Here is a 13,370-nt window from a genome sequence, read left to right as displayed (position 1 = left end):
CATGCTGAGCCTGTCGAAGCATCTCTACCGCTTCATTGCAACGGCATTGATTACTGCTGCACGCGAGATGCCTCCGCTCCGCTCGGCATGACGGGCTAACCAAGCACCGAACACCAAGCGCCAATATGCTGATTCGCAATAAGCTGATGCTCCGCTTTACGCTGCTGGTGCTGGCTATCCAGGTCAGCTTTTCGGCGTTTATCTATTATTTCAATGCCAGCACACGGGCGCAACGCTTCTCGCACCGGTTGGAAACCAGCGCCGCCCTGGCCTCGCGGCTGCTGGTGCGCACCGGCAAGCTCGAAACCGGACAGCTCGGCAGCCTGCGCCGGGGCGACCTCCTGACCCTGCCGGATGAGCAAATCAGCATTTACGGGCCCGATGGGACCCTACGCTTCAGCAGTGCCGATGATATTGACCAGGAACCCAACCGGACGCACTTGGCTGCTTTGCAAGCGAGCAGATTCGTGACCTTCACGGGTACGGGAGGGCGTGAGGCCTTGGGCATGGTGTACGTGCACGAGGGCGAACCGTACCATATTTTCGTATCGGCGGAGGACGTGTCCGGCTGGGTCCGGCTGCACCAGCTGGGTTTATTGCTGCTGGTGGGCAATGTGGGCGCGCTGGCTCTCACCATTTTGGCCGGCTGGTATTTTGCGGGCTCGGCGCTGAAGCCGATGGCGCGCATCAGCCGGCAGGCGGGGCGCATTTCGGCCACCAACCTGGGCCGGCGGCTTTCGGAAGGCAACGGGCGCGATGAACTGGCTCAGCTGGCTCACGTTTTCAACAACATGCTCACCGGACTGGAGCAAGCCTTTGAGGCGCAGAAAAGCTTTCTGGCCCACGCCTCACACGAGCTGCGCACGCCGCTGACCACCCTCACCGGCACCCTGGAAACGGCCTTAACCTACGATACTTCCCTAGCCGAAGCCCGCCAGAGCATGACGCAGGCGCTGGAAGCTTCGCGCCACCTAAATGCGCTTACCAGCAGCCTGCTGTCGTTGGCCAAAGTGGATGGCAGCTTACCGGAGTTTGAGCCCGTGCGCCTCGATGAGTGCCTGAATCAGGCGCTGAGCTTTGCCCGCGCCAAGTTTGTGGGCCGGGACTTCCGCCTCGCGTTTGGGGAGTTGCCGGAGGAGGCCGAAACCGACGTTTTTATGGTGGCTGGCAATGCCGAACTGCTCACCACCTCTCTACTGAATTTACTGGATAATGCCGGGAAGTACTCAGCGGGCCCGGTGCAAGCGGAGCTAGGGTACGAAGGCCCCACCACCCTGCGCGTGCGCGTGCTGGATGCCGGCCCCGGCCTCAGCCCCGAGGAGCTGAGTCGCATCTACGAGCCGCTGTATCGGGCGGCGGGCGCAGTGGGGCGTCCGGGTTACGGGCTGGGGCTGCCGCTCACCCAGCGCATCGTGCAGCGCCACGGCGGCCGGCTGGAACTGGCCTCGGCAGTGGGCCAAGGCACTACGGCCACGGTGTGGCTGCCAGCTGCATAAGCACGGGCTTTTGCATGACCGTTAAACTCAACATTTCGTTAAGCCTTAGCCACTGACAGTGCCGGCTGGTTAACATTTTTAGCGAAGCATTGTCTTCAGGGCAGCATTTTCTAAAAAACAAGCAGGTATGGGTTTCATTGTCATGGGGGTTTCGGGCGGCGGCAAAACGACGGTTGGTGAGAAGCTCGCCAGAAAGCTCAACCTGCCCTTTTATGATGCCGACAACTTTCATTCCAAGGCCAATATTGACAAAATGGCCCACGGCATACCCCTGACGGACGCCGACCGGCACGATTGGCTGGCAACCTTGGCTACCAAGCTACGCGAATGGGAGCAAGCCGGCGGGGCCGTGCTGGCCTGCTCGGCGCTGAAAGAAAAGTACCGCGACACGCTGCAAAGCCAGTCGCAGAGGCCTTTGCACTGGGTTTTCCTCGACGGCTCCAAGGAGCTGTTGCTCGAACGCCTGGGCGCCCGCAAAGGTCACTACATGCACTCCGACATGCTCGATTCGCAGTTGGCGGCGCTGGAGAAACCGACCTACGCGTTGCAGCTTTCCATTGAAAATACGCCGGATGAATTGGTGGACCAGGTTGTGGTGGCTTTGGAGCAAGACCCGGCGGTGGGAACCAAGCCGACAGTGTAGAGACGCAACCCTTCGCGTCTCGGCGTTGAACGATTACCATTGCATGACGCCTCCTATGCGGCGCGGGCGCCGAGACGCGAAGGGTCGCGTCTCTACAGCGGCCAGTACCTTCTCAGCGCCGTTTTCATGTATTCTAATACGATTCTCATACCGTTTTAATGTCGCCGGAGGTCCTTTGCGGGCAGTTGCCACTACCGCAAACGACAATGCCTAACAAACACCGGCCCCTTAATTTCCTGGTTCTGCTTTTGGCAGGGGCCCTGGCGTTATCCTTGGTTATCAATGGTTTCCTGTTATATAACCAGCCCGCACTAGCCGCCGACTATGAAGACCTTCAGGAAGCCGAAGCCGACCTCCGTCTGACGCAACGGCTACTGGCCCGCTGCCAGGCTTTGCACCAGCAGCAAGACAGCCTGCTGGCTCTCCATGCCGAACCGCCATCTGCTGTGCCCACGACTACCGCCACGGCCCACTAGCGGGCTGTGGCTTTTGCTTGCTCATTTTCATCCTCATGCCCCCCTTTTTGCGCCACTCCTTCTTTCACTCTTTTGCGCTGACCGCCGCGGCCGGTTTGCTGGCGGCTGGCATCAGCGGCTGTTCGGCTAAGGCCGAAAAAGATACCGCCGAAGCCCCACCCGAAGTGCCGGTGGTCACGCTGAAAACCTCCAGCCAGTCCTTGCACCGCGACTACGTGGCCGACGTGCAGGCCGTGCGCAACGTGGAAGTGCGGGCCCAGGTGGCAGGCTTCCTCGAACACATCTACGTGGACGAGGGCAAGCCTGTGAAGAAAGGCCAACCGCTGTTTCGGCTGAATGCCAACGCCTACCGCAACAAGCTGAGCCAGGCCCAGGCTGCTGTGGCCAGTGCCCAGGCCCAGGCCGCTGCCGTGCGCGTGGAGAGCGAGCGAGTGCGTCTGCTGGTCGATAAAAACGTCATCGCCAAATCGGAGCTGAAGCTCATGGCCAGCAAGATTCGGGAGGCCGATGCCCGCGTGGCCGATGCCCGCGCCGGCGAAGCAGCCGCTCGCCTCAGCTTGAGCTACACGCTGGTGCGCGCCCCTTTTGATGGGGTAATTAACCGCATTCCCCTCAAGGTGGGGAGCGTGGTGGAAGAAGGCACGCTGCTCACCACCGTCTCGGACTTGAGTTCGGTGTTCGCCTACTTCGACGTGGCCGAGGGCAGCTACATGAACTACACCAAGGCCCGGCGCGAGCACCCGGAGCGGCACTCCGATTCAGTGCGCCTCACGCTGGCTAATGGCGAGTTATATCCGCTGGTAGGCCACATCGAAACGGCTGAAAGCGAGTTTAACCCCAACACCGGCTCCATTTCCCTACGGGCTCGCTTCCCCAACCCCGACCGCCTGCTCAAGCACGGCGCTTCGGGCAAGGTGCGCCTGACCGACCAGTTACCTTCGGCCCTGCTGCTACCACAAAAAGCGGTGTTCGAGATTCAGGATAAAAACTTTGTGTACGTGGTGGACCAGGCGGGCGTGACGCACACCCGCAGCTTTAATCCTTACACGCGGCTCGGCGATTTCTACGTGGTGAAAGAGGGCTTGAAACCCGGCGAGCGGGTGGTATACGAAGGCGCCCCAGAGCTACACGACCAGCAAAAAATAAACCCCAAAACCGTGCTGCTGGATACGGCAGCCGTGGCGGCACAGTAACACCCGTAGCGTGGATGCTGCGAGTCCGCACCCGCAAGAAAGTCCTACAGAGCACTCTATATCAACCTTTAGCTAAATTAAGGCATCCCCTTCCATTCGCTTAACCGCGGACTCGCAGAGTCCACGCTACTGCTCATGTTCGACATCTTTATCCGCCGGCCGATTCTCTCGCTGGTGATTTCCGTCCTCCTGGTGCTGCTGGGGACCCTGGCGCTGTTCACGCTGCCCATCACACAGTTTCCCGACATCGTGCCGCCGTCCGTGACCGTAACGGCCAAGTACACCGGGGCCAACGCCGAGGTGTGCGCTAAGGCCGTGGCCACGCCGCTGGAACGCGCCATCAACGGCGTGCCGGGTATGACCTACATGAACTCGGTAAGCTCCAACAACGGCGTGACGCTCATCACGATATTCTTCGAGGTGGGTACCGACCCGGACCTGGCCGCCGTGGGCGTGCAAAACCGCGTGACGACGGTGATTGACGAGCTGCCGGAGGAGGTTATCAAGGCTGGGGTGACGACGGAGAAGGAGGTGAATTCCATGCTGCTGTACCTCAACATCACGAGCGATGACAAGTCGGCGGGCGAACAGTTCATTTACAACTTCGCTGACATCAACGTGTTGCAGGAGCTCAAGCGCATCAATGGCGTGGGCTTTGCCGAAATCATGGGCTCGCGGGAGTACTCGATGCGGGTGTGGCTGAAGCCCGACCGGATGGCGGCTTACGATGTGGGCACCGACGAAATCGTGGAGGCCATTCGGGCCCAGAACGTGGAGGCGGCGCCTGGCAAATCGGGTGAAAGCTCGGGCGGCAAGGCCCAGCAACTGCAGTACGTGCTGCGCTATACGGGCAAGTTTTTCGAGCCCGAGCAGTATCGTAACATCGTCATCCGCTCGAACCCCGACGGCTCGGTGCTGCGCCTGAAGGCGGTGGCCGACGTCGAATTTGGCACGCTCACCTATGGCATGTCGTCGAAGAACGACGGGCAGCCCTCGGCGGCCATCATGCTAAAGCAGCGGCCCGGCTCTAACGCCAGTGAGGTGATTGCCAACGTGAAAACTCGCATGGCCGAGCTGCAAAAAACCAGCTTCCCGCCCGGCATGAAGTATAGCATCGCCTACGATGTGTCGCGGTTTCTGGACGCCAGTATTCACGAGGTGCTGCGTACGCTGGTGGAAGCTTTCGTGCTGGTATTCATCATCGTGTACCTGTTTTTGCAGGACTGGCGCTCAACGCTGATTCCGGCGCTGGCGGTGCCGGTGGCCCTCATCGGCACGCTGGCTTTCATGCAAATGCTGGGCTTTTCCATCAACCTACTCACCCTCTTCGCGTTGGTGCTGGCCATTGGCATCGTAGTCGATAACGCCATTGTGGTGGTAGAAGCCGTGCACGCCAAGATGGAGGAGAAGCACATGGACGCCCGCAGCGCCACTTATGAAGCCATGCACGAAATCAGCAGCTCGCTGATTGCCATTACCTTGGTAATGTCGGCGGTGTTTATTCCGGTGTCGTTTATGGATGGGCCGGTGGGCGTGTTCTACCGACAGTTTTCGCTCACGCTGGCCATTGCCATCGTCATTTCGGGCGTGAATGCCGTGACGCTGACGCCGGCTCTGTGCGCCCTCATGCTCAAGCAGCACGAGGGCGAGCGCACGGGCTTGCTGGGCCGGTTTTTCAAGGGCTTCAACAACAAGTATGAGAAGCTGGCCGGCGGCTACCAGGGCCTGCTGACCGGCATTGCCGGCCGCCGGGTGGTGACGCTGGCGGGCCTGCTGCTGTTCTTCGGGGCTACCTGGGGCATCAGCCGGATTCTGCCGTCTGGCTTCATTCCAACCGAGGACCAAGGCATGGTGTACATCAACGTGACCACGCCCGCCGGGGCCACCGTGGAGCGCACCGAAGCCGTGCTGGCCCAGGTGCAGCGCATTGCGCAGAAGCTCAAGCCGGTAGAATCGGTTTCGACCCTGGCAGGCTATAGCCTCGTGAACGAGGTGGCGGGCTCAAGCTATGGCATGGGCATGATTAACCTCAAAGCCTGGGACGAGCGGGAGCAGTCGGTAGCCGAGTTCATTAAGGAGCTGGAAGATAAGACCAAGGGCATTGCCGATGCCGAAATTCAGTTTCTGCCGCCGCCCACGGTGCCGGGCTTCGGCAACAGCAGCGGCTTTGAGTTCCGCTTGCTGGACAAGTCGGGCAGCGGCGACTTGCAGAAGACGGCTCAGGTATCGAAAACCTTTCTGGCAGCGCTGCAAAAGGAGCCGGCCATCAACGGCGCTTTCACCGGCTTCGACCCCAACTTTCCGCAGTACCTCATCCACGTCGACCAGGATATGGCCGCCAAAAAAGGCGTGACCGTGGACCGCGCCATGAGCACCCTGCAAACGCTGCTGGGCAGCTACTATGCCTCCAACTTCATCCGCTTCGGCCAGATGTATAAGGTGATGGTGCAAGCCAGCCCCGAATACCGCAGCCGCCCCGACGACCTGCTGGCCCTGCACGTGAAAAACAACCGCGGCGAGATGGTACCCTTCTCCACCTTCGTGAAGCTGGAGCGCGTGTTCGGCCCCGACCAGCTCACGCGCTACAACATGTACACCTCGGCTATGATTAATGGCGACGCCGCCGCCGGCCACAGCTCCGGCGACGCCATCGCGGCCATCGAGAAAGTAGCGTCCAAGGCGCTGCCGCGCGGTTTCGCCTACGAGTGGAGCGGCATGACCCGCGAGCAAATCCTGAGCGGCGACCAGGCCCTCTACGTCTTCGGCATCGTGCTCATTTTCGTGTACCTGCTGCTGGCCGCCCAATACGAGAGCCTGCTGCTGCCGCTGCCGGTGCTGCTGAGCTTGCCCACTGGCGTGTTCGGGGCTTTCGTCAGTCTCAAGCTGTTGGGTTTGGAAAACAACATCTACGCCCAAGTGGCGCTGGTGATGCTCATCGGCCTGCTGGGCAAAAACGCCATCCTCGTCATCGAGTTTGCCGAGCAGCGCCGCCGCGCCGGGGCCACCGTGCTGGAAGCTGCCGTGCAAGGGGCCGTGTCCCGCCTCCGCCCCATTCTGATGACCTCCTTCGCCTTCATTGCGGGCCTGATTCCGCTGGTAATCGCCAGCGGCGCGGGCGCCCTGGGCAACCGCTCCATCGGCACGGCGGCGGCGGGCGGCATGCTCATCGGCACCATTTTCGGCATGGTACTGATTCCGGGCCTGTACGTGCTGTTCGCCAGCTTCGAGAAACCGAAGAACCTGGAGGCCGATGCGGCAGTCGTGGAGCCAGAAAAGGCGGAACTGGTGGCGCATTGACGGCCCCACGTCAACCTCACCCCCTGACCCCCTCTCCAAAAAAGAGGGGGCACCGGACGAAGAAATAGTAGCCTCTTCCGCAGAATAGCGGCACTTGGCAAAATCAACAACAGTAAAAATGCTCCGTCAGCCACCAAACCGGTGCCCCTCTTTTTTGGAGAGGGGGTCAGGGGGTGAGGTTGACGCCAGAACGACCATGCGCTTCCTAACCGCCGCTCTTATCCTAACCCTCGCCGCCGGCTGCCGCGTAGCTGCGCCCGACGGCCCCGCTGCCAGTCCAGCCACTCCCAAAGCCTTCAACCCGACCACCACTGCCACCGATACTCTCAGTGTGGGCGCGACGCCGTGGCGGCAGTTTTTCCAGGATCCGGCGCTGGCAGGCCTCATCGATACGGCCCTGCGCCAGAACCTGGATTTGCGGGTGGCCATGCAACGGGTGGAAGTATTTCAGGCGCAGTACCTAGCCCGGCGCGGCGCGCTGTTCCCCACCGTTTCGGCCACGGGTACTGGCGCGCTCGACCGCTACGGCCGCTACACCATGACCGGCGTGGGCAACTACGACACCAACCTGTCGCAGAATATCAACAACGACCAGCGGGTGCCCACCAGCCTCACGCCCGACCTGTTCGTGGGCCTGCGCAGCTCCTGGGAAATCGACGTCTGGGGCAAACTGCGCAGCCGCCGCAAGGCGGCATACCTGCGCGTGCTGGGCTCGGAGCAGGGCCGCAACCTGGTGGTGACCAATCTAGTGGCCGACGTGGCCCGCGCCTATTACGAACTCCTTACGCTGGATAACCAACTAGTTATTTTGCAACGCAACGCCCGCTTCCAGCAAGAGGGCCTGCGCCTCATCAAGGTGCAGAAGGAGGCTGGCCGCGTCACCCAACTGGCCGTGCAGCAGTTCGCCGCTCAGGCCCTGCGCACCGAGAGCTTGGCCTACGAAACCCGCCAGCGCATCATCGAAACCGAAACCCAACTCAACCAGCTGCTGGGGCGCTACTCCCAGCCCATCCGGCGCGGGCCAGCGCTGCCCAAGCAGTCGGGCCTGCCCACCAAGCTCTCGGCCGGCCTGCCTGCCACCGCCCTGCTCCGCCGCCCCGACGTGCGTCAGGCTGAGCTGGAGCTGCAAGCCACTCGTGCCGACGTGGATGCCGCCCGCGCCGCCTTCCTGCCCAGCCTCACTCTCACGCCCTACGTGGGCCTCAACGCCTTCCGGGCCAACCTGCTGCTCGACCCCGGCTCGGTGGTGTATGGTGCCGTGGCGGGCCTCACTGGCCCCATCCTCAACCGCGCCCAGTACCGGGCCGATTTCCGCGAGGCTGTAGCCAGGAACTACGAAGGCTACTACCGCTACCAGCAAGCACTGCAAACCGGCTTCCGCGAAGTGGTGGTGGGCCTGCAGGGCCTCGAAAACTTCCAGTCCGTAGTCAATCTGCGCGCCCGGGAAGTGGAGCAGCTCACTAGTGCCGTCGCCACCTCCAACGACCTATTCGTGGCCGGCTACGCATCGTATCTGGAAGTCATTACCGCTCAGCGTAGCGTGCTCGAAGCCGAACTGAGCCTCGCGGAGGCGCGCCAGGCCCTACTGCTGCAAAGCGTGAACCTGTACCGGGCCCTGGGTGGCGGCTGGCAGTAGAAAAGCTTTTTCGCACATCATGCCAGGCGGAGCCAACGCGTCTCGCTTCGTTGAGCAATTAAATTAGTGCTGCATGCAAGAAGCTTCGGCCGCGCTCAGCATAGCGCCTTGATAAATAAGCCAAAAGCCCCAACCGTTGCAGATCGGGGCTTTTTACTATCACCTTAAATGCGGGAGCTTAATTCAGCGAGGTCGTGCCAAGGTCGGTCACTTGGTCATTCACTATAACTACGCCCGTACGAACCACATTGCGGTAAGCCGGCTGGCCAACTGGCGCTGTAGTACTCGGGAAAAATTGCACCTGATACGTGCCGGCAGGCAGGCCCCCCAACTGGAAAGCTCCCGACGCATCAGCTGAAGTGCTTACCGTATCCGGGCCGAGTACGCTGGACCGAATAGCCAGAATCTGGGGACGGGCCGCGACTGGATTCACTGTGCCACGCAGGCCGCCGCGCAAGTCCTGGGCCACCACCCGAATCACAGGCTTGAGCAGGTACCGTTCCTTTTTATCATTGCCGGGTTTCCAGTTGCCGCGCTCTACGATGGACTTAGCCACATCGAAGTCGAGCAGCAGCTGGAACGTTTCGCGGGCTCGCACGGTGGCTTTGTCGAGCTTGAGCTTTATGCCCGAAGTTTGGCCGCTGGGGGTTTTGAGGTCGTAGCGCTGGCCGTCGCGGCCCCCCACATAGCTGTTGGGGCCGAGGATGAGACGAATTTCTTTGAGGTCGCCAGGAGCGAAATCTTCGCTGACCAGCAGGGCCGAGCGTCCATTCACGTAGTCGAGCACATTGATGGCCTGAGGACTGAAGCCCAGTGTTTTCCAGCCATCCGGGGCGCCCTCGTTCTTCAGGTGCACTTCCACCTGGCGCACGTCCAGCACCACCTGACTAAAATCGCCGGGCGCGTCTATCAAGCGTACTTCCAGCTTGGCCGAATCGGTATTTTCTTTGTCTTTAGAGCAGCCCGCAAGCCCTAAAAGAGCGATGCAAGCGAGAGGTAATAGTCGAGTAATTTTCATGTGAACGCTGAATTGGTGGATAAGATTGATTGAATAAGTAAGTCGTGAAACAGCCCGGCCTACTGTCGAGTTGCCGGGCCGCACACCAATAATACTGCCAGAGTTAATAGAGTGCTATAGTTGAGCTTATTTTTTAGTCGTGTCGACTGGCTCAACTGGCTTGGGCTTTGGTTTAGGCTTGCCAAAGAGGCTGTTGAGGCCTTTGGCTACTTGCTCTTTCGCCTTGTTTTCGGCATCGATGCGGGCCTGCTTCTTGTCCTTTTCGGCCTGAGCAGCTGCCTCGGCCGACGAGAGGCCGGCGCGCCGGATGCTGTCTTCCTTCGAGATGGTGCGCGGTTTCACGCCAAGCAAGTCCAGCGCTTTCGTCTTGGCCACGTTCGTCACCATGGCTTTACCTTGGTCTTTCACGCTGCCGCTGGTCAGCTTCACGCTGGGGCTGCTCACGGTGCCGCCAATGTTCAAGCCCAGCGTCACCCGGTCGGTGCCAGCAATGTCCTTCACGCCCGTTAGTTGGGTGAGCTTGCTGTTGAATTCGCTGCCCAGCTTGCCGGTGGGCACGTTCAGGGCCGTGACGTAGGCCAGCGCCCCGGCCAGACTGTTTGAGCCGCCAAGGGTCATTTTTACGTCGCCCACGGTCAGGTCGAATGGCTGCACTACCAAGTTGCCATTCACAATGTTGGCATTGATTTTCTTATCCACTACGAGGATAGTTTTTAGCTCGGGCAGCGTGGTCAGGCTGGCAATTTTAGTCATCACCTCCGACTGATTAATTGCGGCTCGCACCACGTTGAACACGCCCTTGCCACTCAGGGTGGCTAAGTTGGGCAGCATATCCGGGCCCATTTCGCCGCTCACGTTGAAGGTAGTCCCGAACACGCCCTCTACCTGGCTCGCCATCGGCACCAGCGTCTTAACGGTGTTGAACGCCGAAAAAGCCTGTTGAAAATTCAGGTTCTTGATGTTCAGCCCAAAGTCAAACTTAGGATGCGCCAGGTCCTTGCTGCTGTAGCTGCCGGTGGTGCCAAAGCTGCCGCCCAGCGTGTTGAAGGTCATATTTTTGAGCGTGGCCGTTTGGTCACGCACCGTCACGATGCCTTTGGCATTCGTGAGCTTCAGGTTGTCATAAGTTACATTATCGACGTGGCTATTCAGTGCCAAATCAAAGTATTTCGGAATCTGCAGCACGCCATTGGCCTTGGCCGGCGCCTTGCCGCTAGTTGCCGTTGGCTTGGCCGACACCTCGTCCACCATCCATTCATTCACGTTGAAGTTGCGCGAGTTCACTGTCATGCTGCCCTTCAACGACTGGCCCGGCGTGAAGAGGTAGCCCAGGTAGTTGCTCACCGTGCCCGAGGCCGCGAAGTCGGAACTGCCCGCCGTGCCATTCAGGCTCTGCACCACAATCTGGTTGTTGTTGAAGGTGGCCGTAGCGTTGCTGATTTTCACCCCTTGCGGTAAGTCCTTGCTCTTGTAGGTTACGTTGGTGGCTTTCACAGTACCGCTGGCCACCACGTTTTGGTAGCGGCCAGCTTCTACGTCAGCCATATTGCCTTTGGCGGCAATATCGCCGCCCACGCGCCCGGTCACAGTCATGCCCTGCAAGGGGAAAATCTTGGTGATTTTCGTCAAATCCACGGTGCCACGCACGTTGGTGTCAAACACAGGCTTGTCGATGTTGTGGGCCGTGAGGCGACCTTCCAACGGCTCGCCCTCCAGCACCATCCGGAATTGCGGCAGGTTGATTTGTGTGTCGTTTACCTGGCCGGTCGTGTTCACCAACGTACCGTTCAAATTAATATTCTCGATCGGCGCCGGAAATTGGGCCGATTTCACGTAGCCATTAGTCAGTCGCAGGGCGGCATTCACCACCGGCATCTGCGTCTTCGAATAGATGCCCTTGGCCGTGCCGTCCACAAATAATTGCCCGCGCATGGCGAGGTCTTTCACCGGATACACTTTCAGTGCCTCCGCCAGGTTCACATTGGCTTTCACACGGCCATCCACCTTCATCGGCTCCAGCCCCTCAATTGCAATATTGCCGTCCACGGGGTTCGGCCCCAGGTCCAGATGAAACTGCGGGACGTTCACTTTCACGTTGTTGGTATTGCCCGAAGGATTATCCACCTGCATTTTCAGGTTGATGTTTTTAGCCGCTTGGGGCAGTTCGGGGTAGTGAAACTGGCCATTGGTCACCACTAGGTTCACACCGTAGCCTGGCATGTGCTGAGCATCCTGCGTGCCCTTGTAATAGCCGTCGAACGCTACCTTGCCGCTGGTTTCAATGTTCTTGAACTTCTCGGTAAAAACGCCCGGCACCAGACTCAGCAAAGTCTTAAAGTCCGTTTCCAGCGCTTTGAAAGTGATGTCGTAGGTAATGTCACTGGCATTGGGCAGCCCGATGGCTCCGGCGAAGCTGAGCGGAAAGTCGTTGAGCTTAATCTTGTTGTCCCGGAACGTGTAAAGGTTTTTGTTCAGGTCCATATTTATCGTCACGTCGGCATCGAGTTGCTTATCGGTCACGTAGGCCACGCCGCCGTACGTCATGTCGAGGTCGGCTGCCGTGGTTTTCGAGGTCATGTCAAACACATTGCTTGCGAAGTCGCCGCTGCCGCTGTGGTCCACGCCGCGGGCCTGCATTGCGAAAGGCAGCGTCAGGTCCTCGTAGCGCAGGTGCGCATCGGTCATTTTCCAGCCCTTAACGGCCAGACTCACCTGCGTTGTGTCCTGGCCCTTAGCCGCGGCGGCCGAGTCCGAAATCATCACGTCCCAGTTAGCCAAGCCGCTTTTTAGCCGACGCAAGCTCAAGTCGGGCTGCTCCAGTTCTACATTGTTAATCTTAATTGCCTGGCCTTTAATTACAGTCATGATATCCAGGCCCACACGCAGACTGGGTAGGTAAGCCAACGTATCGCGGCTGAATGAGTCGAGGCCAATCACGCGCAGGTCGCGAATGTTCAGCGTTAAATCGGGGAAGGAGTGTAGTACACTCACGTCAATATTGGCCGGGTCATATTGCACCTTGGCCCGCACACGCTGAGCTATCTGCTTATCAGCCAATGCGCGCAGCTTGTCTTTAAATAGAAAAGGTGCCGCCACGACCGCCAGCAACACTACCACCACCAAGACCAAAAAGCCCAACAGAATCTTTCGCATAATTAAGTATTATCAATGAATGAACCTCAACAAAGGTAAAACCACGACAGTGCCCCAATTATTGGACCCAGCGCCGGTAAAACCATATTAAAATAAGCCGCATTTTACTATCTCAACGGCGCTCAGCCAGCGCCGCGTTGACTCCGGAGTAATAGTACGAAACCCCCACTAGTTCCGACTCAGTCATTATACCTAGAGCAGTTCTCAGGCTAGTATAATGACCATTAGGCTCCCGTTTGCTTGCTTTTCAGACTTCAAGCAAACTGGGCCGCGCGCATCAGTCGAATAATTGCTGAATTTCTGTCTCACAGACACATACATTTATAGTTGTGGCTAGGTTTCACATTCAATCTCAAATCTGAATTCCCGCTTGTCATCCAAACTACTTCCAAAAACAGAGTTGTCGCGTTAGAGGAATTATAATTAATTAACAAATTATCATACGAGTTGATTTATTT

8 protein-coding genes are annotated in these 13,370 nt (G+C 59.1%); 6 read left to right on the top strand and 2 right to left on the bottom strand.

Annotated elements, in window-relative coordinates:
• The first annotated feature begins 125 nt into the window (after positions 1-125).
• The 6 genes from WX88_RS10995 (at position 126) to WX88_RS10970 (ending at position 8,741) form a co-directional block, all read left to right on the top strand.
• On the top strand, positions 126-1,496 hold the full coding sequence (locus tag WX88_RS10995; protein ID WP_046244412.1) for a sensor histidine kinase: 1,371 nt from the start codon (positions 126-128) through the stop codon (positions 1,494-1,496).
• A gap of 127 nt (positions 1,497-1,623) precedes the next feature.
• The gene (locus tag WX88_RS10990) at positions 1,624-2,139 is read left to right on the top strand and encodes a gluconokinase (protein ID WP_046244411.1); all 516 of its coding nucleotides are present in this window, start codon (positions 1,624-1,626) and stop codon (positions 2,137-2,139) included.
• 206 nt (positions 2,140-2,345) lie between these two features.
• Positions 2,346-2,615 carry a hypothetical protein gene (locus WX88_RS10985; RefSeq protein WP_046244410.1) on the top strand — a complete coding sequence of 90 codons (270 nt, stop codon included), beginning with the start codon at positions 2,346-2,348 and terminating at the stop codon, positions 2,613-2,615.
• Positions 2,616-2,650: 35 nt separating this feature from the next.
• The gene (locus tag WX88_RS10980; RefSeq protein WP_046244474.1) at positions 2,651-3,808 is read left to right on the top strand and encodes an efflux RND transporter periplasmic adaptor subunit; all 1,158 of its coding nucleotides are present in this window, start codon (positions 2,651-2,653) and stop codon (positions 3,806-3,808) included.
• Positions 3,809-3,943: 135 nt separating this feature from the next.
• Complete coding sequence (locus tag WX88_RS10975; RefSeq protein WP_046244409.1) at positions 3,944-7,105, top strand: efflux RND transporter permease subunit; 3,162 nt, start codon at positions 3,944-3,946, stop codon at positions 7,103-7,105.
• Positions 7,106-7,301: 196 nt separating this feature from the next.
• Positions 7,302-8,741 (top strand): efflux transporter outer membrane subunit, encoded by a 1,440-nt coding sequence (locus WX88_RS10970; protein WP_046244408.1) that lies wholly within the window; start codon positions 7,302-7,304, stop codon positions 8,739-8,741.
• A 178-nt stretch (positions 8,742-8,919) separates the two neighbouring features.
• On the opposite strand, the gene WX88_RS10965 is transcribed toward WX88_RS10970, so the two are convergent.
• Together WX88_RS10965 and WX88_RS10960 are read right to left on the bottom strand one after the other, a co-directional pair.
• A complete protein-coding gene (locus WX88_RS10965) occupies positions 8,920-9,759 on the bottom strand; it encodes a DUF4382 domain-containing protein (protein WP_052732577.1) in 840 nt (279 codons plus the stop codon).
• Between the two features lie 126 nt (positions 9,760-9,885).
• Entirely contained in the window at positions 9,886-12,912 is a 3,027-nt protein-coding gene (locus WX88_RS10960) for an AsmA family protein (protein WP_046244407.1), read from the bottom strand.
• Positions 12,913-13,370 lie beyond the last annotated feature (458 nt).

This window comes from Hymenobacter terrenus, assembly GCF_000972495.1.
Taxonomy (GTDB): Bacteria; Bacteroidota; Bacteroidia; order Cytophagales; family Hymenobacteraceae; genus Hymenobacter; species Hymenobacter terrenus.
Note: the sequence above shows the minus strand (reverse complement) of the source record. Positions and strands in the feature narration are given on the sequence as shown.

Excerpts from the sequence above, each read along its gene's own strand:
- WX88_RS10995 (WP_046244412.1), top strand. The coding sequence starts at position 126 with ATGCTGATTCGCAATAAGCTGATGCTCCGCTTTACGCTGCTGGTGCTG.
- WX88_RS10990 (WP_046244411.1), top strand. The coding sequence starts at position 1,624 with ATGGGTTTCATTGTCATGGGGGTTTCGGGCGGCGGCAAAACGACGGTT.
- WX88_RS10985 (WP_046244410.1), top strand. The coding sequence starts at position 2,346 with ATGCCTAACAAACACCGGCCCCTTAATTTCCTGGTTCTGCTTTTGGCA.
- WX88_RS10980 (WP_046244474.1), top strand. The coding sequence starts at position 2,651 with ATGCCCCCCTTTTTGCGCCACTCCTTCTTTCACTCTTTTGCGCTGACC.
- WX88_RS10975 (WP_046244409.1), top strand. The coding sequence starts at position 3,944 with ATGTTCGACATCTTTATCCGCCGGCCGATTCTCTCGCTGGTGATTTCC.
- WX88_RS10970 (WP_046244408.1), top strand. The coding sequence starts at position 7,302 with ATGCGCTTCCTAACCGCCGCTCTTATCCTAACCCTCGCCGCCGGCTGC.
- WX88_RS10965 (WP_052732577.1), bottom strand. The coding sequence starts at position 9,759 with ATGAAAATTACTCGACTATTACCTCTCGCTTGCATCGCTCTTTTAGGG.
- WX88_RS10960 (WP_046244407.1), bottom strand. The coding sequence starts at position 12,912 with ATGCGAAAGATTCTGTTGGGCTTTTTGGTCTTGGTGGTGGTAGTGTTG.